Source organism: Nitrosomonadales bacterium (genome assembly GCA_016716325.1).
Lineage (GTDB): Bacteria > Pseudomonadota > Gammaproteobacteria > Burkholderiales > Gallionellaceae > Gallionella.
The window spans coordinates 487,647-509,540 of record JADJWO010000001.1 but is presented as its reverse complement, the minus strand read 5'-3'; the positions used below and the strand labels follow the sequence as shown (position 1 = coordinate 509,540).

Sequence of the window (21,894 nt, the reverse complement as noted above, 5' to 3'; positions counted from 1 at the left end):
CCGCGCGGCTGATCAGACCGCGAGGGTGTTGCTTATGCGGTGAGGGCTAATGCCTGTTCGAGCGCACGCTGCTTGATGGCAGCACCTTGTCCGAACCACGCAGAATCCAGCCGGTTGTCTGTGCTCCGCGCTCGGCGTTCATGGTCGACGAACTGCGTGACGGCATTGAGCAGCCCCCACGCGGTGTCGTTCGCGGCGGCAAGGTCGGCACCTTTGCCCGCCCCGGCGTACAGATCAAACACGCGGTTGGGGGCTTTGCCGTTGGGCTGGCTGTGGAAAGGCAGATTGGCATCTCCCATCAGTTCGACCAGATAGCGCCGCGCCTCGAACGGATGCACGGGCCTGTCGGACAGGCGCCGCATCTCTGCGATGAAGCGCTGCCAGCTGGTGATGCCGATGCCGAGCTGCTGCTTCACCTTGTCGGGGTCGAACTTGGTGGAGTGCGGCACTTTGATCGCGCCTGCACTGTCGCTGGTGGCGATAGCAAGGGTGTTGTTGCACACGACGCGGACGGAGGTGAACTGGGCGGTGGTCGCCAGCGTGCCGTCGCACGCGGTTGCCAGCAGCAGGTAGGCTTTCACTTGGTCGTTACCCTTGAGATATGTCTCTTGCCCTGTGCGGGCAAGTGCCCAGAGCTTCTTGCCGCCTTTGAGTACGCCTGCGGTTTCCAGCTCGAAGCCGCCGACCTCAACGAGATCGCGGTAGAACTCCAGCACTTCACGGGGTTGGACGACCTGATAGCGGTTGGAGACCACGGACAGGGCATCGTGGGTGTCGGAGCGATACAGCACCTTGGCGTCATTGAACTGACGCAGCGTGTCGCCTTGGTAATGCACGGGGGAGGATTGGATAGACCAGTCCATCCCGGCTTGGTGTAGCCAGACCTCCAAAGGTTGGTTGGGTGTGAGGGGGTTGCCGAGGCCGTGCCACGGGGTTTCGTTGGCATAGGCCATGGTTTGAACGAGATGCGCCATTTTATTTCTCCTTAAAATGAAAAAGCCCAGCTGGGTTAGCTGGGCGGTTAGAGCAAGATGCGCCATCCATTGCGGATGACTTGACGGGCAATCTCAGCGATTGCCGTCCAGAGGAAGACGTCGAGCAGCGGTTTTAATCCACGTTGAGCCTCCACTTTCCGATGTAGTAGAGGTCGCCGTCGATGTAACCGAAGAGTCTCTTCAGGCCCGAGGTCATGAGGCTGGTCATCAGGCCAGCGACGGTAGCGGCCATCACGCCGCTGAATGTCCCCCAGTGAATCAGCAGCACCAAACAGCTCACCAGTATGTCGATCAACATATCGTGCTTCAAAGCGCGCAGCAGTATCCGTCGCGGGAGCTTGACGAAAATAAGTGCAACGCCGAGAAAAACCATGAATCCGGTAATAAACATGATTTTTCTCCGCTATACGTTTGGGCGGGTTTCGACCCACGCATCACGCACCTCAGTGAAGCTTTGGGCCAGTGCTGAAGGCGCTTTCTTGCCTTGCTCGGCAACCGAGCGAACTGTTTTGAAAACGGTCAAGGCGCAGCGCTTGAGGAGGCTGGACTGGGAAGTAGGTTTGGCTGCTTTGCTTAGATGGATTGTGTTCATGATGGATCTCCTATGAGGTTGTGTAAGTGAGATTACTTACATGAAGCTCGTAGGCCGCAGCGCGGCTTTTCGCGCTGCGTAGATTTCAGAAATCAGAAACCGAATCCGAAGTGGGGTGGCTGTTTGGGACGGGGTGGGAGGGGATGCTGGCGCGAGGGAGTTGAAAAAAAAATTATAAAAATTTGGGGGAGCGAATAAGTTGTCCGAACTAAGGGCTGTGTGAGTCAGCTTATAGGATCAGTGCTATGGTCTCCCAAACTAGCATGTGGAACTGACGGCAATTCGGCCATAGCTGAGAGCTCTGTAACCGCGTTATAGAACGTTCGTCCTGTCAATTGCATCGTAGAAAACGGATGACTTTCATACCACCAACCGTAGACCACCACACAGATACTGCGACGCGCCAGAAACAAAACCCTGGAAAAATCCGTGAGCGCAAAAGTGTTATATCAGACGAAGATTATCTGGCTTGTGAACTGAATTCTCCAAGCGATAGGACGTTTGAGGTAAACCTGCCACCCGTGCCATCAGAACCCCATGTATTTGACAAAGACGGACGCCCGGGCTATCCAGAGAACTGCAGATGGCTGTCGCCGTCCGAGTGGTCGTGTAAATGAGCGGCCTGCGGTGAACAGTTTCAAATGCTCAGTTGCGGCAGCCACTTATTCTGCATCACCCCCAGCGCCCCCCGCAGCGCCTCATACTGTTCTCGCTTCCCGTGCCCGCTGGCAGCCAGCCAGCTCGACCCCACCCCCGCAACCAGTCCCAGCCACCAAGTCTGCGTCACGACCATAGCAACTTTGCCCACCGCGCTAGACACACCCGCCTTGGCCGAGCGAGTACCAAACACGGCACCCTTTTCGCGCAGGCTGCCTTCCTTGTTCATAAACACTGAGAGCGCAATCACCGCCAGGCCGATGCTGGATGGCACCAGGTCGCTTGCATCAAAAGCAGTACCTCCATGAGTGGCTGCATCAACTTTGGCCTGCAAAACTGTTTCGCTGATTCCGCTGTCATGTGCGTTCTGCGCCAGGCCCATGGCCACCAACTGGCCGTGCACTTCGCTGGTCGTCATCACATCAATGTTGGGGTAACGTTCCAGCGCGTCCTGCACGTAGCTGGCCGACTCTGTCGCTTTGGCTTGCAGTAGTTCGTTGACGTTCCCTTGTGCATCCGTGATCTGGATATCCCAGCCCGGCTGGGTAACACTCTGGGCAAGTTCAGCGCGGAACCCGTCCGGCAGTCCACCTTCGTTCAGGTGGTCCACCAGTTCAATTTCAAAGAGCTTGCCCTTAATGCTGGAAACCAGCCCAGTCAACTGGTCGCTGGACATGCGGTTGACGGCATCCGCAAACGATTCAGTTTGTGTCAGCCCTGGATAGGCCAAGTCGAAAGCACGTTCGATCTCTGGTGGCACGCCCGCAGGGTTGCGGATGGCTTGGGCCAGGGTAATGCCGCCGACCACCAGCAAGTCGAGCAGTTCGGCTTTTCGTTTGCCGCGCTTGGCAGATGCGATCTTCCGCATCAGTACCTCGGCCCGCTGCATTTCTTTCTGGCCCAAGGTGCGCAACTCTGAGCGCATGGCGTCGATGCGGGACGCGGGCAGTGCTGCTGCGTCCACAGCGTTGGATGTGATCTCGACAGCACCGCGCACAACACCACCTACTGCGCCGCCAATCGCTGGTGCTGACCGTTCGGTAACACGGCCCGTAGCGGCTGTCACCTTGCCCAGCACCGTGGCGGCATTTGCAGTCACCCCTACGGTGTGGGTGGCAACCTTGGTAAGCCCCCATGCCAAGAGACCTGCGCCCTTGCGCCAGCCGCTTGCTGGCCCTGTACCGACGATGGAGTTTTGTGCTGCATCGGCCAGACGCGATGCGTTGCTGTGGAGGGATTGGCTGGCCTGCTGGGACGCTGCGGCGAGGCTGCCGCCCATTTTATCGAGGCCGCCGCCAAGCACCTGGGTGACTACCTGCGCACCATCAGCGACGCGCCCGTCATTGCGGGCGACGAAATTGGTGGCAGTGTGTATGCCGTTAGCCGTGGCTTCGGCGCCGCGCTTGACGGCGCTGGCGGCGGTTCGACCTCGCTCGTTCCATTTTTCGGACATGGTCATTCTCCCTACGTCAGCACTGTGGCAGACGTTTGTGGAAACGTCAACGGATAGACTCTGGGCGTTGATGCGCGCATCAAATTACCCATACTGCGCGATTAAGACTACCCATCAGATTTTGCTGTACTGTGTTGCCCAGTACGGGAAATATGCCATATCACTCTGGGTAGTTAGGCTTACGCAAACTGGGTAATCCGACCTGCGCAAAACAACAGAGCTTGAAGCCTTGGCGTGAGATTGCAATGCTGTTATGGGGTCGGAGCGGTTCATTACTGATGTTTGTGGTGGCTGATATTGAAATTACTAGATTTAAAGATTTTCATCTAGTACATTTTTATAGAACCATTCTCGGTCAGATAGGTTGGCCAATAATGATATAGGTGCAATCTTGGCCCCTAGCGCTAGCAAACGAAGACATATGGCTAATTGCCTATAATGTACTGCCCAAACAAGCGGCATATTTTCTAACGAAAACGCGTCGAGGCTCTCGTTGGGGTCTGCCCCCTTGAGAACCAGATTCTCAAACTCATCAATAAATCCATATCGCGCAGCGATACAAAGCTGCACACAATACCCATTTGGAGTTTTAACTCGGTCTGTGGATGATGCAGTGTGGAGCATCGCTCTTGCGATAATAGGTTCACAACGTTTAGCTCCGGTGGCAATTGACTCCAACCATAAATTGTTAAGTTTAACAAATGCACTCAAACCATTTGGTGTGTAATCAATCAACTTTTGCAGGAGTGCCGAGTTATCGTTATACAGCACAACTTTGCTCGATTCATGCGCAAGCATCGCCCCATGCTGCATCAGCCAATCACAGATATACAACTCATTCTGCGATACAGCACTTGCAAGCAACATGTCATATCCAGCATCATCCGCACTAACAGCCCCCCCCGATAATGCCCGTCCACTTAGTGCTTCTCGTAGTAGCGCACGACCTGTTGGTGGGTTTGTGCTCTGAGTGTCGCGGCGATGTTGCCAGAGTCATCGAAAAAGCATAAGCGGGCGCATCACATAGCAATCTGAGCAGGATTTATGCTTTGGATGCTGCCAGCGGATGCTCATATAAACCCATACAATACATGGTATTAGCGGTATAATCCGCACATCGCACGAAGCACTTCGAACGATGATCTGTGTGCGAAGAAGGGAGTTGTCAGCCATGCAGAAACTTACAGCCCGCCAAGCCCGTTTTGTCGAAGAATATTCCATCAGCCGCTGCGCTTCGGACGCCGCGCGAAGAGCGGGGTTCGCTGTATCCTCGGCCCATGTTACCGGCTCGCTGCTGTTAAGAAATCATAAGGTTTTAGCCGCTCTAGCCGTGCGCGAGGCACAGACCGCCAGAGAGCTCGATTTAACGCGCGCAGAGGTGCTTCTGGAGCTTCAGGATGCCATCCATGTGGCGAAACTTAAGAACGACCCCGCCACGGTCATAGCAGGCTGGCGTGAGATCGCGAAGATGTGCGGGTTTTATAGCCCAGAACGGCACACGGTTGATGTGACCGATAGCGGCAAAGCCTATCTCTCCAGACTTGAGGCTATGAGCGACGAGGAACTGCTGGAAATAGCGCGCGCTGAGCCATTTTGAGTGAATAGGAAGGGTGGGGCTTAGTGATTTGTGCGTGACAATGACTACCCAGGCCTTAGTGTTTTGTGCGTGACTTTTGCGTAAATCAGTTATGAACGGTTATGCATTGTGGTGCAACAGTTGCAACGGTCGCCACGGCATTATCGGTTAATAATCATATGGATACGCTTTCAGTTTGGAACTACGAACCAAGGGGTCAGGAGTTCGAATCTCTTCGGGCGCGCCATATAATCAATGGGTTAGGTCAAATATGATCTAACCCATTTTTCTTTCCACTGGGACTTTTTTGGGACTTTCATTCCCAAGCCTTTCCCGTCGATTCATGGCTAGGCTGCGATTCATCCGACTGCGTTTATCAGTGATGCAGTTTGACGCATCCACAAGCTCATCAAGCTGTACGACTGAACAATGAGCCCATGCATTGGCGCGTGTGCCGCAGGATGTCGGAAATTGTTTCTTTGCGACTAAACCGGAGCGGGCTCAGGCCACGTTTTTTCCTGCATCTATGGATGCCGCGTTGTCTGCTTGGCATTATGGTTTGGCAATTGATGCATTCCTCATACAATACACATCCATATGCCTATCCTTTCTGTTCGATCTCTCATCACTTCTTTGCACAGCGGTGCGGCCATCGTCAATGGCATCTCGTTCGACATCGAGGCTGGCGAGACTTTCGCACTGCTCGGCGAATCGGGTTGCGGCAAGTCGATGTCGGCGCTGTCATTGATGCGGTTGCTACCGGACGGGGTGGAGAACGCAAGCGGATCCGCGAAGCTGGGAGACGTGTCTTTGTTCGAACTTGCCGAACGTGACATGCGCGAGGTGCGCGGCGGCAGGATGGCGATGATCTTCCAGGAGCCGGGGCTGAGCCTGAATCCGGTGATGACGGTAGGAGAGCAGATCTCTGAATCGCTGGCGCTGCACAAGGATTTGCAGGGTAACGCCGCGCTTGCACGTAGTATCGATTTGCTGGAGCAGGTGGGCATCCCGGACGCGGCGCGGCGTGTGCATGAGTATCCGTTCCAGATGTCTGGCGGCATGAAGCAGCGCGTGATGATCGCGATGGCGCTGGCGGGAGAACCAGAACTACTCATCGCCGACGAGCCGACCACCGCACTGGATGTAACGATACAGGCGCAGGTGCTGCAACTGCTACGCGAGACACAGCGGCAGAGCGGCATGGGGGTGCTTCTCATCACGCACGACCTGGGTGTGGTGGCGGAGAATGCACACCGCGTCGGCGTGATGTATGCCGGGCAGATCGTGGAGCAGGCGACGCGTGAACAATTGTTCGAGCAGCCGTTGCATCCGTATACCCGGAAATTGTTTGCTGCCTTGCCGGATGCAAGCCACAGCGGAAAACCATTGGTGGCTATTCCGGGCAGTGTGCCGCCGTTGGACGGCATCACGGAGGGCTGTCGTTTCGCGCCGCGTTGCGACCGGGCATGGATGTTGTGCCATGAGCAGGCGCCGGAGTGGACGGTTATCGATGGGAAGGGGGTACGGTGCCATCTTTATCGGGATGCGGGATACAGGATACGGGATACAGAAACTGGCACCTCCCGCATGCTTGCGGAGGAGGGATCCCCGAATCCTGTATCCCGTATCCTGAATCCTCTTCTGCAAGTCGCCGACTTGCGCGTTCATTTCCCGATCCGCAAGGGTTTGCTGCAGCACACGGTGGGGCAGGTGAAGGCGGTGGATGGCGTTTCCCTGGAGATACCGCAGGGACGCACGCTGGCACTGGTGGGGGAGTCGGGCTGCGGCAAGACGACGCTGGGCAAGGCGTTGCTGAATTTGAACAGGCCGACTGCAGGACAGGTAATGTTCGATGGCGTAACACTGGATGGTGCGAGACATTATGCCGGGATGCAGATGGTGTTCCAGGATCCCTATGCCTCGCTGAATCCCAAGATGCGCGTGGCGGAGATACTGGAAGAGGGTATGAGTGCGCTCGGCATCGGCGGCGACAGCGCTGCGCGTCAGGTACATATCGATGAGCTGCTGGACAAGGTGGGGCTGGCGCGCGACAGCAAGTGGCGCTATCCGCACGAGTTCTCCGGCGGACAACGGCAACGTATTGCCATCGCGCGCGCGCTGGCGGTGTCGCCCAGACTGCTGATCTGCGACGAGCCGACTTCGGCGCTGGATGTATCGGTGCAGGCGCAGATACTGAACCTGCTGAAGTCGCTACAGGATGAGCTGGCGTTGAGCTACCTGTTCATCACACACAATCTGGCGGTAGTCGAATATCTCGCGCATGAAGTATGTGTGATGTATCTGGGACGTATCGTCGAACGGGGCACGACGGAAGAGGTGATGCACAATCCCCAACATCCTTACTCGCAGGCATTGTTGTCGGCTGTGCCGCGCATAGACACCAAGGGCCGGAAATTCATCCGGCTGGAGGGCGATCTGCCATCGCCGGCGAACCCTCCCCCCGGTTGCCATTTTGCGCCGCGTTGTCCGCAGGCGGACGAACGTTGTCGCCGTGCCTATCCCGAAGAAGCCATGTTGTCATCGGCGCATGCAGTCCGGTGTCATTTATACACGCGATAACGGTACTTCGGTTGACGGGGATAGGTAATTGGTTTAAAAAGAGGCAGGGGTATCTGGAAGCTTTCTGGATGTTTCCGGGTACTGGTTGCAAATCTTTCAGTTACTACTAAAAGGAGTGGATCATGAGCACCAAGTCGGTAAGCGTGACAAGGGATGTCAGCAAGGAAAAACTCGCGCAGGACATGCGCGCAGTGGTGAATGACGCGGAAGAGCTGTTGCATGCAACCGCCGGACAGGCTGGCGAAAAAGTGGCTGCTGTGCGTGAGCGCATCCAGAAGAATCTCGCTGTTGCCAAGGAACGGCTGCTGGAAGCGGAAGAGGCTGTGATCGAGACAACGAAGCAGGCGGCCAAGGCGACTGATGAGTATGTGCACGAGAATCCTTGGTATGCGGTGGGAATCGCTGCGAGCGTCGGTTTGGTCGTCGGGATGCTGATCGGGCGCGGTCGCTAAGTGATGTCGGAGGCTGGTCAAGGACTGATGGCATCTGCCAGACAGTTGCTTTCCACGCTGGTTTCTATCGCTTCGACGCGGCTCGAGTTGCTGGCGAACGAGTGGCAGGAGGAGCGTCTGCGTCTCTCGCAGATGCTGCTCCTTGCTCTGCTGGCGTTATTCTGTTTCGGTGTAGGCGCGTTGCTGCTGACGTTGTTCATCGTGCTGTTGTTCTGGGATGAACACCGGCTTGTGGTGACTGCCGTGATGAGTGTGCTTTTCATTACGGCCGGCACCCTCATTGGGGCATTGCTGCACCGCATGTTGCAGGAAAAATCAAGATTGTTTTCCGTCAGTCTGGCCGAGTTGGCCAAAGATCGTGAGCATCTCGATGCCGACCGCGAATAGAAAAATGGCCGATGTGATGCAGCGTCGCAGCGAATTGCTGGCGAAGATTTCCGCGCAGCGCGAAGAAGTGGCCGGGGTCGGCGCGCGCTGGCAAACACCTCTGGCATTCGCCGACCGTGGCTTGGCTGTGCTGAATTATCTGCGCGCCAGGCCGGTGCTGGTGGCGGGTGCGGTGATGCTGTTCGTGATCCGCCGCCATGGCGTCGTTGGCTTGTTGCGGAGCGGCTGGCTGGTATGGAAGGGATATCGCTATTTTGCCGCGTTTTCCGAAAGGTTTGCTTCGCGTCACTTGTCTTCGTGAGGTGCGCTCACGCGGCGTAGCGTCCATCCGGTACGACTACCGAATCGACGCTTTCTATATCAACCGCCGGATCCCGACAGGCGGATAACCTGGCCTACCCTGATCCTTTTCAAAGAACCATTCCATCTTTTCAGCTTGGCGATGCTGACATGATAGCGGCGCGCGATCTGTGACAACGTCTCGCCCTTGCGTACCCTGTGTTTGATTGCGCGTCCACGGTCATTGGTGGGGGAGAGATGCATGTTGAAAGCCGTGAACTCGTCGTCCGTTTCGCTCTCTTCGCCATTGATGGGAACCAGCAGGGTCTGCCCGGTACTGATGTTCGAGCGGCGTGACAGGCCGTTCACCGATTTCAGTTTTTCAACGGAAAGTCCCAGACGCGGGGCCAGCCGGTCAAGGCGTTCGCCTTTTTTGGGTTGGTAGGCCTGCCAGCTGACCAGCGGCTTGTCATATGCTTCCAGATTCGCGCGGAAGGTTTCCATCTTGTCGATCGGCAGCAGGATCAGGTCGCTGTTGTCCTGCAGGATCACCGGACGGTTGTGCGCGGGGTTGAGTGCGGTGAATTCCTCCACCGAGATGTCCGCCAGCTGCGCGGCCAGTTCCACATCGATATGGTGAGCGGTGGAAACAGCGGCAAAATACGGTTTGTTGGGGATGTCCTGCAATACCAGGCCAAAGCTGGCCGGATTCGCGATGATGTTTTTGATGGCCAGCAATTTGGGTACATAGTTGCGCGTTTCATTCGGCATCTTCAGGCTGGTGTAATTCACCGGTAGCCCGCGCCTCCGGTTGCGTTCCTGCGCGCGCTGTACGGCGCCCTCGCCCCAGTTGTAGGCAGCCAGTGCCAGTTCCCAGTCTCCGAACATGTCGTGCAGTTTCTGCAGGTAATCGAGCGCACCGTTGGTTGCGCTGACGATATCGCGCCGGCCGTCATACCACCAGTTCTGCTGCATGCCGAAGTTCTTGCCGGTGGACGGGATGAATTGCCAGATACCGGATGCGCGGCTGGTCGAGTAGGCGCCGGGGTTGAAAGCGCTCTCTATCATCGGCAACAGGGCGATCTCGCTAGGCATGCCGCGCCGTTCGACTTCACCGGTGATGTAGTAAAGATAGAGGCGCGCCCGGTCGGTCATCCGCGCGACGTAATCGGGGCGGTTGGCATACCAGTGCTCATGTCTGGCTACCAGAGTGCTGTCAAGATCGCGCATCGCGAATCCGCTGCGGATGCGTTCCCACAGATCGCCCATGACGGCATCATCGTCTGGGATGATATCGAGTTTGATGTTGCGTGCCGAGGTGAGGGACAGCGGAGCCGAGGGAGTTTGCAGCGAGGTACTGAGTGCGAGGCTTTCATCCGCATGTGCGAGCAGTTCTTGGTCTGCATGAGCGAAGGGGGTGAAGAATAAAATTCCGCTGGCGAGCAATGCAGAAAAAAACTGCCGGATCAATGACACAGACACAACTCCTAGAGTAAATTCGGATTTGCGCGATGTTAGCCGAGAGGCTATGGCAAGGTCAACCGAAATAACGTCAGATAATCAGGCGAGATGCCGCAAAAAAGCGGGATTCATCCGGATGCCCGATTGGCGGGGAAGGATGGCATGGTTTTGGCTCCGACATAACGCCCGCCTTGGCGGGCATGAGTCTTCACCGAAACCCGGTCGTGAGCTATTTGATTACTTCCCTCAACTGTTCGAGTATGGCCGGGTTTTGGCTCCGACATAACGCCCGCCTTGGCGGGCATGAGTCTTCACCGAAATCCGGTCGTGAGCTATTTGATTACTTCCCTCAACTGTTCCAGTATGGCCGGGTTTTGGCTCCGACATAACGCCCGCCTTGGCGGGCATGAGTCTTCACCGAAACCCGGTCGTGAGCTATTTGATTACTTCCCTCAACTGTTCGAGTATGGCCGGGTTTTCCAGTGTCGAGGTGTCCTGCGTGATTTCCTGACCCTGTGCGATGGAGCGCAACAGACGGCGCATGATCTTGCCGGAGCGCGTCTTGGGCAGGTTGTCGCCAAAGCGGATGTCGTCCGGTTTGGCGATGGGGCCGATCTCCTTGCCTACCCAATTGCGCAGCGTGTCGACTAGTTCTTTTGCCTTGACCGCATCGGTCGGGCGTGCGCCCTTCAGCACGACGAAAGCGACGACCGCCTCGCCCTTGATGTCGTGCGGGCGACCGACCACGGCGGCTTCCGCTACCAGCGGGTTGGCAACCAGGGCCGATTCGATCTCCATCGTGCCCAGGCGATGACCGGAGACTTTCAGCACGTCATCGTTGCGGCCCATGATCCAGACATAGCCGTCTTCATCGCGATAGGCCGAATCGCCCGCCAGGTAGTAGCCATGCAATTCTTCCGGGAAATAGTTCTTCCTGAAACGATCCGGGTCGCCCCAGATGGTGCGGATCTGTGAAGGGAACGGTTTCTTGATGACCAGTGAGCCGCCATGTCCCTGTTCGACATCGGTGCCGGTTTCGTCCACCACGGCGACCTCGATGCCGGGAATCGGCAGGGTGCAGGAGCCGGGCTTGATCGGCAGGGCGCCGGGCACGGGCGCGATCATGTGGCAACCGGTTTCGGTCTGCCACCAGGTGTCGACGATGGGGCAACGGTTCTGGCCGACGGTTTCGTAGTACCACATCCAGGCTTCCGGGTTGATCGGCTCACCGACGGTACCGAGCAGGCGTAGCGAGGACAGGTCGTATTGTTTGGGCAGTTCACCGCCCAGCTTGATCAGCGAACGGATCGCGGTCGGCGCGGTGTAGAACGTGGTGACCTTGTGGTCCTGGATCATTTTCCAGAAACGCCCGGCATCCGGCCAGGTCGGAATGCCTTCAAAGATGACTTCGGTGGCGCCCATCGCCAGCGGGCCGTAGGTGACATAGCTGTGACCGGTGATCCAGCCCACGTCTGCGGTGCACCAGAATATGTCGGAATCCTTGTAGTCGAACACCCATTGCATGGTGACCATGGTACCCAGCAGATAGCCTGCGCTGGAGTGTTGCACGCCCTTGGGTTTGCCGGTGGAACCGGAAGTGTAGAGGATGAATAACGGATGTTCGGCATCGACCCATTCGGGTTCGCAATGGGTGGGTTGCGAATTGAACAAGTCGTGCCACCAGATATCGAGGTCGTCGTCCCATTCGACATCGTTGCCGGCGCGGCGATAGACGATGACGCTATGCACGCATTCGCAACCGTCCATCGCGAGTGTCTCGTCGACGATGGGTTTCAGCGGCATCAGCTTGCCGCCGCGCATCTGCGCATCGGCGGTGATGACGGCGCTGGCCTGTGCATCAACGATGCGTTCGTGCAGGCTTTTGGAGGAGAAGCCGCCGAACACCACCGAATGGATCGCGCCGATGCGGGCGCAGGCCTGCATGGCGACCACGGCTTCGACGCTCATCGGCAGGTAGATGACGACACGGTCGCCTTTCCTGATGCCGCGCGACTTCAGGCCATTGGCGAACTGGCTGACGCGTCCGTGCAACTCGCGGTAGCTGACCTTGCTGACCTTGCCGTCGTCCGCCTCGAAGATGATCGCGGTCTTTTCCGGCTGGGTGGCGAGGTGTTTGTCGAGGCAGTTCCACGAGACGTTGAGCTTGCCGTCCTCGAACCATTTGTAGAATGGCGCGCTGCTGTCATTCAGGGATTTTTCAAAAGATTGGTGCCAATGGATGTTTTTGCGCGCCAGTTCAGCCCAATAACCGGCGTAGTCATTTCTGGATGCATCGACCATCGACTGGTAGGCGGTCATGCCTGAAATGTTGGCATGGCTGACAAATTCATCGGAAGGGCTGAAAACACGGGTTTCATGCAATACGGACTGGATGTTGGACATGCTGACTCCTGAATGGCGGTTCTGCGTGCTGGATGTAATTACATTGCCATCCAATGTAGTTTTTTTGAGGTTTTCAGTCAACCGCAGAGCCGTGATAAATTACGCGCAGGAATTTTGATGGGAGTCGCTTTTACGGTATCATCGCGCCCCATGACCAAGTACATCTTTATCACCGGCGGCGTTGTCTCTTCTTTGGGAAAAGGCATCGCCGCCGCTTCTCTGGCAGCCATCCTCGAATCGCGCGGGCTCAAGGTGACGATGCTCAAGCTCGATCCTTATATCAACGTCGATCCGGGGACGATGAGTCCGTTCCAGCACGGCGAGGTGTTCGTCACCGAAGACGGCGCGGAAACCGACCTGGATCTGGGGCATTACGAGCGATTCATCTCGGCCAAGATGCGCAAGGCCAACAATTTCACCACCGGACAGATATACGAAAGCGTGATCCGCAAGGAGCGGCGCGGCGAGTATCTGGGCAAGACGGTGCAGGTGATCCCGCATATCACCAACGAGATACAGACTTTCGTCGAGCGCGGCGCGGCCGCTTCGCATGACGGCAAGGCCGACGTGGCGATCGTCGAGATCGGCGGCACGGTGGGCGACATCGAATCGTTGCCGTTCCTCGAGGCCGCGCGGCAGATGGGTTTGCGCAAAAGCCGCAATCAGGTGGCCTATGTGCACCTGACGCTGGTTCCCTATATCGCGACTGCCGGCGAACTGAAAACCAAACCTACACAACATAGCGTCCAGAAGTTGCGCGAGATCGGAATCTTTCCGACCGCGCTGTTGTGCCGTGCTGACAGGCCAATCCCGGACGACGAGCGGGCCAAGATCTCGTTGTTCGCCAACGTGCGTGAAGATGCGGTGATCTCGATGTGGGATGCGGCGAGCATCTACATGATCCCGCAGATGCTCAATCGGCAAGGCCTGGACCGCATCATCTGCGAAGAACTGGGTCTGGACCTGCCGCCCGCGGATCTGTCGGTGTGGATGAAACTGGTGGATTCGCTGGAGAACCCACAGCACCGGATCACCATCGGCATGGTCGGGAAATATGTCGATCTGACCGAATCTTACAAGTCGTTGATCGAGGCGCTCCGCCATGCGGGCATACACACCGCGACCAAGGTCGAGATCGAGTACATCGATTCCGAGGATATCGAGGCGTCGGGTACGCAAAGCCTGGCGCATTTCGACGCGATCCTGGTGCCGGGAGGCTTTGGTAAACGCGGTACGGAAGGAAAGATCGCCGCGATCCGCTTCGCACGCGAGAACAAGGTGCCGTATCTGGGCATCTGTCTTGGAATGCAGCTTGCGGTGATCGAATATGCACGCCACGTGGCGGGCATGGCCGACGCGAACAGCACCGAATTCAATCCCGATACCGAACATCCGGTCGTCGCATTGATCACCGAGTGGCTGGATCGCGATGGCAAGGTCGAGACGCGTAGCAGCGATTCCGATCTGGGCGGCACCATGCGCCTCGGTTCGCAGCGCTGTCCGGTCAAGGCCGGTACGATGGCGCAACGCATCTACGGTGACGAGGTGAACGAGCGTCATCGCCATCGCTATGAGGTCAATAACCATTACGTGCCCGAGCTGGAAAAGACCGGGCTGGTCATTTCTGCGCGCACGCCATCCGAGAATCTGCCGGAGATGATGGAACTGCCGCAATCCCTGCATCCATGGTTCGTCGGCGTGCAGTTCCACCCAGAATTCACCTCCACGCCGCGTGACGGACACCCGTTGTTCAAGTCGTTCGTCGAGGCTGCCTTGCAGCGTCAATCGGCCGTTAAACCAGAGAAGGCGACGGTATGAAGCTGTGCGGATTCGATGCCGGGCTGGATAGCCCGCTGTTCCTGATTGCCGGACCGTGCGTGATCGAGTCGCAGCAGATGGCCATCGATACGGCCGGACAGTTGCAGGAAATCTGTCGCGAATTGAACCTTCCGTTCATTTACAAGTCTTCATACGACAAGGCCAACCGCAGTTCCGGGAAATCCTTTCGGGGTTTTGGAATAGATGAGGGTCTGAAGATCCTCGCTGAAGTGAAAGCGCAACTGGACGTGCCGGTTCTGACTGACGTGCACGGCATCGAAGAGATCGAGCCGGTCGCAGCGGTCGTGGATGTGCTGCAAACCCCTGCATTCCTGTGCCGCCAGACGGATTTCATCCACGCGGCGGCGAGATCCGGCAAGCCGGTGAACATCAAGAAGGGGCAGTTCCTGTCCCCGTGGGACATGAAGAACGTGGTGGACAAGGCGCGCGAAGCAAGCAGTGCCGACAACATCATGGTGTGCGAGCGCGGCGTGTCGTTCGGCTACAACAACCTGGTTTCGGACATGCGCTCGCTGGCGGTGATGCGCAATACCGGTTGCCCGGTGGTGTTCGACGCCACGCATTCGGTGCAGTTGCCAGGCGGGCAGGGTACGGCCAGCGGCGGACAGCGCGAATTCGTGCCGGTGCTGGCGCGCGCGGCGGTGGCGGCCGGGATCTCCGGCCTGTTCATGGAGACGCATCCGGCCCCGTCGCAAGCGCTGTCGGACGGGCCGAATGCCTTTCCGCTGGGACAACTGAAAGCACTGTTGAAGACGTTGATGGTGCTGGATGAAACGGTCAAGCAGCAAGGTTTGATTGAAGAAGCAGTCGATTTGAGAAACGTTTAGAAAATTAAAGGAAATAAGGAAAAGTATGAGTGCAATAGTTGATGTGATCGCCCGCGAGATTCTGGATTCGCGCGGCAACCCTACCGTGGAAGCGGACGTATTGCTGGAATCCGGCGTGATGGGACGTGCGGCGGTGCCGTCCGGCGCCTCCACCGGAACGAAGGAAGCAGTCGAACTGCGCGATGGCGACAAGCAACGCTATCTGGGCAAGGGCGTATTGCAGGCCGTCGAATATGTGAATACCGAGATCGCCGAAGCGATCATCGGTCTGGATGCCTCCGAGCAGGCATTCATCGACCAGACCATGATCGATCTGGACGGCACCGAGAACAAGTCGCGTCTGGGTGCGAACGCCATCCTGGCGGTTTCCATCGCGGTCGCCAAGGCGGCAGCGGAAGAATCCGGCCTGCAACTGTATCGCTACCTCGGTGGCGCGGCGCGCATGGAGATGCCGGTGCCGATGATGAATATCATCAATGGCGGCGCGCATGCCACCGGCGGCGCGGACATCCAGGAATTCATGATCGTGCCGGTCGGCGCGCAGAGTTTCCGCGAAGCGCTGCGTTGCGGCGCTGAAGTGTTCCATAACCTGAAGAGCATCCTGCACAGCCGCGGACTGAGCACCACCGTCGGCGACGAAGGTGGTTTCGCACCGGCGCTGGGCTCCAACGAAGCGGCGCTGAAAGTGATCGTGGAAGCGATCGAGGCTGCCGGTTATGTGCCGGGTGCAGACGTGGCGATCGGTATCGATGCGGCCGCGTCCGAGTTCTACAAGGACGGGCAATACCACCTGAAGGCGGATGGGCTGGTGCTGAGTTCCGCGCAGATCATCGACCTGTATGCGACCTGGGTGGACAAGTACCCGATCATCACCATCGAAGACGGCATGAGCGAACACGACTGGGACGGCTGGAAGGCGCTGACCGACCGTTTGGGCAAGTCCGTCCAGTTGGTCGGCGACGACGTGTTCGTCACCAACACCAAGATCCTGCGCGAAGGCATCCGCAAGGGCATCGCCAATTCCATCCTGATCAAGGTCAACCAGATCGGCACGCTGACCGAGACGTTCGCCGCCATCGAGATGGCGAAACGCGCCGGGTACACCGCCGTCATCTCGCATCGCTCCGGCGAGACCGAAGACTCGACCATCGCCGACCTGGCTGTTGCCACCAATTCGCTGCAGATCAAGACCGGCTCGCTGTCGCGTTCCGACCGCATGGCCAAGTACAACCAGCTGCTGCGCATCGAAGAGGATCTGGGCGACAGCGCCTCCTATCCGGGGCGTGAGGCCTATTACCAGCTTGGCTGATGCGTCGTGCGGTCACACTGATACTGGTCGTCCTGCTGCTGCTGTTGCAGTACCCCCTGTGGCTTGGCAAGGGCGGCTGGTTGAAAGTGTGGGACCTGAACAATCAGGTCGAGGCACAGAAACAGGCCAACCAGCAGACCCAATCGCGTAATGCGTTGCTGGATGCCGAGGTGCGTGATCTGAAGCAGGGCACCGAAGCCATCGAGGAACGTGCGCGCAGCGAGCTGGGCATGATCAAACGCGACGAGGTTTTTTTCCAGATACTGGAAAGCCCATCATCTCAAGCAACAGGGAAGCAGGCGGCAGCATCGCCTGCTTCTGCTGTTTCTGGCGTTCACCGTTAGAGCGCATCTCTTAAGTGATACCCGCAGCTTTCACTGCACAGGATATGGGCAGTGATTTGCTTTTCCGGAGCAAGTTCGATGGACATCAAAGATTTTTCAGAAGCCAAGACCAACATCCTGAGCGGCCTTACCGTCGCACTCGCACTGGTACCCGAAGCCATCGCCTTCGCCTTCGTTGCACAGGTCCATCCACTGGTGGGGCTGTATGCCGCCTTTATGGTCGGCCTGATCACCTCGCTGATCGGAGGACGCCCGGGCATGATCTCCGGTGCGGCCGGTGCGCTCGCGGTGGTGATGGTGGCTCTGGTGGTGCAGCACGGCGTGGAATATCTGTTCGCCGCCGTGGTGCTGATGGGGATATTGCAGATCGGCTTCGGGCTGGCCAAGCTGGGCAAGTTCATCCGCATGGTGCCGCATCCGGTGATGCTGGGCTTCGTGAACGGCCTGGCGATCGTGATCTTCCTGGCGCAACTCGGACACTTCAAGACACCGACGGGCGAATGGATGACCGGCGTGCCGTTGTACACCATGCTGGGGCTGATCGCCGTGACCATGGCGATCATCTACCTGCTGCCCAGGCTGACCAACGCGATCCCATCCGCTCTGGCTGCCATCGCTGCGGTGTCTGCCTTGGTGATCTTCACCGGCATCGAGACCAGGACCGTGGGCGAACTGGCATCCATCGCGGGCGGCTTGCCGACCTTTCACCTGCCTGATGTCCCGCTGGATTGGGAGACACTGAAGATCGTGTTCCCCTACAGCCTGATCCTGGCCGGCATCGGCCTGATCGAGTCCTTGCTCACACTGAACCTGATCGACGATATGACACAGACTCGCGGCAAACCGAATCGCGCCTGCGTGGGGCAGGGCGTGGCCAACGTTGCGACCGGTTTCTTCGGTGGCATGGGCGGCTGCGCGATGATCGGCCAGAGCATGATCAACGTGACCAACGGTGCACACAAGAATCTGTCCGGCATTTCGGCGGCGCTGTTTCTGCTGAGCTTCATCCTGTTCGCCTCGGAGTGGATCGAGATGATTCCGCTCGCCGCCCTGATCGGCCTGATGTTCGTGGTGTCAGAAAAGACCTTCGAGTGGGGCAGCTTCCGCCTGTTCGGGAAAGTGCCCAATGCTGATGTGTTCGTCGGTATCACCGTTGCCGTAGTCACCGTGCTGACCGATCTGGCGATTGCGGTGATCGTCGGGGTGATCATCTCGGCGCTGGTGTTCGCCTGGCAGCACGCCAAGAACATCGAGGTACGCGTCTCGACCGAAGAGCACGGCTGGAAAGTGTATGACTTGCACGGCTCGTTGTTCTTCGCTTCGACGCAGAATTTTCTCGGACTGTTCTCGCCCAAGGACGACCCTGAAGAAGTGGTGATCGATTTCAGGAACGCGCGCGTCAAGGATCACTCCGCGCTGGAAGCCATCGACCTGCTCGCGGAGCGCTACACGCAACTGGGCAAGAAACTGCATCTGCGCCACCTCAGCCCGGACTGTCTGGAGTTGCTCGACAAGGCCAAGGGCATGATCGAAGTGAACGTGCTGGAAGACCCGCTATATCATCCGGCAGACAATCGTCTGGGTTGACGATCCAAAGTTCGGCCTTTGTTCAAGAACGGTGCGACTACGGAGCCTTTGGCGGTTCCGCATCATCATCTGAGTCTTCCGTGGACTGTGCTTTTTCCATCCCCATGGACTGGGCTTTCAGGGCCGCCACTAGGGGCACGATGAAGACGACCCTACCATCAGAAAAACAATACCCATTTCTTATCCCATCTCACTAGTGTCCGGTTAAAAACGATTCCATGACTCTGAAATCCTTATTTGATGCCGCATCCGGAGATTTTTATAGTGTCTCCGACTTGAACGGCGAACCAGCCTTGGTGCAGTCTGGCAGCTTTCCTGCTGCTGGAGACTGCGATGTACGTTGGCAAGCCCTTGTTCGCCCAAGTCATGGACTTCCTGCCATGGAAGACCTTTCATCGCATCGTGGCTCGGCATGGCGGCGATCATCGCGTCAGGACATTGTCCTGTGCCGAACACTTCCGTATTCTGGCCTTCGCTCAACTCACCTATCGCGAGAGTTTGCGCGACATCGAGGCCTGCCTCTCGGCACAGGCTGCCAAGCTCTACCACATGGGCATCAGAAGCACGGTATCCCGTTCGACACTGGCCGATGCCAACGAACTGCGCGACTGGCGCATCTACGCCGAATTCGCTCACCGTTTGATTGCTCAAGCCAGAACGCTTTACGCCAGCGAAGACTTGGGCTTGGATTTGACCAACACAGTGTACGCACTGGATTCGACCACCATCGATCTGTGCCTGTCGGTATTTCCATGGGCGCATTTCAGAACGACCAAGGCAGCGGTGAAGATGCATACGCTGCTGGACTTGCGCGGCAGCATTCCCAGCTTCATCCACGTCTCCGATGGCAAGATGCACGACGCCCGCATCCTCGACTTGTTGATCCCGGAGCCGGGTGCTATCTATGTCATGGATCGGGGCTACGTCGATTTCGTGCGTTTGCATCGGCTGCATCTGGCCGGGGCGTTCTTCGTCACCCGCGCCAAGTCGAATCTCGACGCGCACCGGATGTATTCTGCCAAAACCGACCGCAGCCTCGGCATCATCTGCGATCAGACGATTGCGCTCGACGGGTTTTATACCCGACAGGATTACCCGGAGCCGTTGCGCCGCATCCGCTTCAAAGACCCGGAAACCAACAAGACGCTGGTGTTTCTCACCAACAACTTCACGTTGCCGGCGGCAACGATCTGCGCGCTCTACAAGAGCCGCTGGCAGGTGGAGTTGTTCTTCAAATGGGTCAAGCAGCATCTTCGTATCCAACGTTTCTATGGCACGTCCGAGAATGCGGTGAAGGCGCAAATCTGGATCGCCGTCTCGGTCTACGTCCTCGTCGCCATCATCAAAAAGCGCCTCAATCTGGACGCTTCGCTCTACACTTTGCTACAGATTCTATCGGTCACGCTGTTCGAGAAAATGCCCATCCAGCAAGCCTTGCAGGGCATCGGTGGGCAGCCAGAAAACACCGATTTCAACAACCAACTGAATCTATTCGATTCTTAACCGGACACTAGTGATCCCATCTAAAAAATCACATTGGGACTGAGTCCCGTTCTTTTCACAAAATCACGGGCTCCGTCCCCATATCACCCGTTTGTACGCTTATAAATAATTCGACTCCGGTACCTTTTACCTCCGGGTAATTAATTCGATGCTGACCCGTTTAGCTTGGTACATCAATGCCGAAGTCATAATCACCGCTGCTGATTTTCTTCTGCGCTTTCTTGAAAAAACGCTCTGGTGGAGTAAGGCTACTGATGCGGATAGCATCCATGCGTGCCATGAGTGAATCAAATTCCGCTTTAAATGAATCAAAGCCATCCAGCGCGGTAACGCACCACGCTTGGCGGAAACGATCTTGTAACACCTTAAATTGGTGGGCATCCTTCGCTAGTGTGCCGAGGTTTACGTCGAAATCAAGTGCCTTATAGACCGCAGGCATCAGGCCTGCTAGTAGGGCGCAAACAGCAGTGACCCACTGGAAATCATTTTGGTTCGAAAGCAGCGGCCAAGTTGCTATGCCACCCATGATGATCGGTAACACGACAAAAATTACGCGCCACCAGCGCATCGACTTCAACCACTCAAAAAGAGTAGTTGAAGTATAGAGGCAGGATTCTTCTTGGCGCTTGCACTCTGCGATGAGGTTTTGTGTCTGTTCGTTCATCACGAGGTTCGTGGAATATCTGTCCCGAATATCTTCTGCCATTCATCGCCAGCTTCAATAATGCGATTATCGTACTCATACGAGCACGCTTTTAAGGCGCGGCGATAGGCAGACTCCACTCGGCTCTGCCAATCGTTCCCCAACGACATGATCTCGAAAGTACCTGGCACCAAAACTACGCCATTTGCCCGATGGTAGATGAAGTAGAAAAAATCCCGAATGATCCAGTCGAAGTAAAACCAGCTGTTTAGCCGCCAAGGCGATTGTGCGATAAATTCGGCTGCTAACAGTTCAAGGTGGAATGACTTAATTGGCACCGAACAATATGCCTGCCATGCCTTCAACATGCGGATGAGTGGTCGCAAATTTCCCGCATTAGTCATATCGGCAGTTTCGAGATGACCCATCTCGCTCCAAGGTGCAGTTTCCTTATACAAACCGCCGTTGTGAGTGTCGCAAATCCAATAGCGCCCTTCTGTCGCGAGTGCGAAGGCAGGGACAACCTCCACACAGTAACTTCCAAAGTTGACTACGACCACTTGGCCGTCGCCGCTCATGTCAGTGTTTGTGTAGGTGAGTGAAAGCTGGTTCTTTACTTCCTGTAGGAGCGCAGACTGCCGGTTATAGGTGTAATTCTGAAAGCGGTGGTAAACCGCGGCGGGGAGTAGGAAATACACATCTATGTCACGCGGCGGACGAATAGTTGTGTTCTTTCCCCAAGAGCCAACGAAAAAACTATTATCGCTTTCAGAGCTCGTCCCATAGTAAGCACGATTGAGGCAGCTTACGACGCCGGCATATTTGGTGTAGCCATCCAGCTGCTGCGTTGGAGTTAGTCCCAAGTTGCTGTGAAATTGTTCGAAGCGCTGCGAAACTGCAACCCAAGGTAGAGCGGCGGAAACTGCAAGTGGATTCAGCAATCCCAAAGCCCCCAAGCTAGGACTCCGGGGAGCAATTACCTGTTGTGCAGAGAATAAGCCGCTCAT

The 21,894-nt window shown here is 56.9% G+C and carries 20 protein-coding genes; 11 read left to right on the top strand and 9 right to left on the bottom strand.

Annotation, left to right across the window (positions count from 1 at the left end; all coding sequences use genetic code 11):
• Positions 1-32: 32 nt before the first annotated feature.
• The 5 genes from IPM27_02385 to IPM27_02365 form a co-directional block, all read right to left on the bottom strand.
• Positions 33-974 carry a DUF932 domain-containing protein gene (locus IPM27_02385; GenBank protein MBK9160408.1) on the bottom strand — a complete coding sequence of 314 codons (942 nt, stop codon included), beginning with the start codon at positions 972-974 and terminating at the stop codon, positions 33-35.
• Between the two features lie 133 nt (positions 975-1,107).
• Positions 1,108-1,386 (bottom strand): hypothetical protein, encoded by a 279-nt coding sequence (locus IPM27_02380; GenBank protein ID MBK9160407.1) that lies wholly within the window; start codon positions 1,384-1,386, stop codon positions 1,108-1,110.
• A gap of 12 nt (positions 1,387-1,398) precedes the next feature.
• Positions 1,399-1,587 (bottom strand): hypothetical protein, encoded by a 189-nt coding sequence (locus IPM27_02375; GenBank protein MBK9160406.1) that lies wholly within the window; start codon positions 1,585-1,587, stop codon positions 1,399-1,401.
• A gap of 637 nt (positions 1,588-2,224) precedes the next feature.
• Entirely contained in the window at positions 2,225-3,523 is a 1,299-nt protein-coding gene (locus tag IPM27_02370; GenBank protein ID MBK9160405.1) for a hypothetical protein, read from the bottom strand.
• Positions 3,524-4,009: 486 nt separating this feature from the next.
• Positions 4,010-4,564, bottom strand: coding sequence for a hypothetical protein (locus IPM27_02365; protein ID MBK9160404.1), 555 nt, complete (start codon positions 4,562-4,564; stop codon positions 4,010-4,012).
• 304 nt (positions 4,565-4,868) lie between these two features.
• On the opposite strand from IPM27_02365, the gene IPM27_02360 reads away from it, so the two are divergent.
• The 5 genes from IPM27_02360 (at position 4,869) to IPM27_02340 (ending at position 8,993) form a co-directional block, all read left to right on the top strand.
• Positions 4,869-5,294 (top strand): terminase small subunit, encoded by a 426-nt coding sequence (locus tag IPM27_02360; protein MBK9160403.1) that lies wholly within the window; start codon positions 4,869-4,871, stop codon positions 5,292-5,294.
• A 576-nt stretch (positions 5,295-5,870) separates the two neighbouring features.
• Complete coding sequence (locus tag IPM27_02355; GenBank protein ID MBK9160402.1) at positions 5,871-7,853, top strand: ABC transporter ATP-binding protein; 1,983 nt, start codon at positions 5,871-5,873, stop codon at positions 7,851-7,853.
• A gap of 122 nt (positions 7,854-7,975) precedes the next feature.
• On the top strand, positions 7,976-8,305 hold the full coding sequence (locus tag IPM27_02350; protein MBK9160401.1) for a DUF883 domain-containing protein: 330 nt from the start codon (positions 7,976-7,978) through the stop codon (positions 8,303-8,305).
• A 27-nt stretch (positions 8,306-8,332) separates the two neighbouring features.
• Positions 8,333-8,692, top strand: coding sequence for a phage holin family protein (locus IPM27_02345; GenBank protein MBK9160400.1), 360 nt, complete (start codon positions 8,333-8,335; stop codon positions 8,690-8,692).
• A 4-nt stretch (positions 8,693-8,696) separates the two neighbouring features.
• Positions 8,697-8,993, top strand: coding sequence for a YqjK-like family protein (locus IPM27_02340; GenBank protein ID MBK9160399.1), 297 nt, complete (start codon positions 8,697-8,699; stop codon positions 8,991-8,993).
• A 59-nt stretch (positions 8,994-9,052) separates the two neighbouring features.
• On the opposite strand, the gene IPM27_02335 is transcribed toward IPM27_02340, so the two are convergent.
• Positions 9,053-10,402, bottom strand: a complete 1,350-nt coding sequence (locus IPM27_02335; GenBank protein ID MBK9160398.1) for a transglycosylase SLT domain-containing protein — start codon at positions 10,400-10,402, stop codon at positions 9,053-9,055.
• A gap of 465 nt (positions 10,403-10,867) precedes the next feature.
• The gene (acs, locus tag IPM27_02330) at positions 10,868-12,835 is read right to left on the bottom strand and encodes an acetate--CoA ligase (GenBank protein MBK9160397.1); all 1,968 of its coding nucleotides are present in this window, start codon (positions 12,833-12,835) and stop codon (positions 10,868-10,870) included.
• 150 nt (positions 12,836-12,985) lie between these two features.
• Between acs and IPM27_02325 the strand changes: the two genes are divergently transcribed.
• The 6 genes from IPM27_02325 (at position 12,986) to IPM27_02300 (ending at position 20,244) form a co-directional block, all read left to right on the top strand.
• On the top strand, positions 12,986-14,653 hold the full coding sequence (locus IPM27_02325; GenBank protein ID MBK9160396.1) for a CTP synthase: 1,668 nt from the start codon (positions 12,986-12,988) through the stop codon (positions 14,651-14,653).
• Positions 14,650-15,501, top strand: coding sequence for a 3-deoxy-8-phosphooctulonate synthase (gene kdsA, locus IPM27_02320; protein ID MBK9160395.1), 852 nt, complete (start codon positions 14,650-14,652; stop codon positions 15,499-15,501). The genes IPM27_02325 and kdsA overlap by 4 nt, the downstream gene beginning before the upstream one ends.
• Positions 15,502-15,526: 25 nt before the next feature.
• The gene (eno, locus tag IPM27_02315) at positions 15,527-16,810 is read left to right on the top strand and encodes a phosphopyruvate hydratase (GenBank protein ID MBK9160394.1); all 1,284 of its coding nucleotides are present in this window, start codon (positions 15,527-15,529) and stop codon (positions 16,808-16,810) included.
• Positions 16,810-17,154 (top strand): cell division protein FtsB, encoded by a 345-nt coding sequence (ftsB, locus tag IPM27_02310; GenBank protein MBK9160393.1) that lies wholly within the window; start codon positions 16,810-16,812, stop codon positions 17,152-17,154. The genes eno and ftsB overlap by 1 nt, the downstream gene beginning before the upstream one ends.
• Before the next feature lie 78 nt (positions 17,155-17,232).
• Complete coding sequence (locus tag IPM27_02305; GenBank protein ID MBK9160392.1) at positions 17,233-18,741, top strand: SulP family inorganic anion transporter; 1,509 nt, start codon at positions 17,233-17,235, stop codon at positions 18,739-18,741.
• Positions 18,742-19,074: 333 nt separating this feature from the next.
• Positions 19,075-20,244 carry an IS4 family transposase gene (locus IPM27_02300; GenBank protein MBK9160391.1) on the top strand — a complete coding sequence of 390 codons (1,170 nt, stop codon included), beginning with the start codon at positions 19,075-19,077 and terminating at the stop codon, positions 20,242-20,244.
• A gap of 160 nt (positions 20,245-20,404) precedes the next feature.
• Here IPM27_02300 and IPM27_02295 read toward each other — a convergent pair whose 3' ends face one another.
• Positions 20,405-20,908 carry a hypothetical protein gene (locus IPM27_02295; protein ID MBK9160390.1) on the bottom strand — a complete coding sequence of 168 codons (504 nt, stop codon included), beginning with the start codon at positions 20,906-20,908 and terminating at the stop codon, positions 20,405-20,407.
• A complete protein-coding gene (locus IPM27_02290) occupies positions 20,908-21,894 on the bottom strand; it encodes a nucleotidyltransferase (protein ID MBK9160389.1) in 987 nt (328 codons plus the stop codon). The genes IPM27_02295 and IPM27_02290 overlap by 1 nt, the downstream gene beginning before the upstream one ends.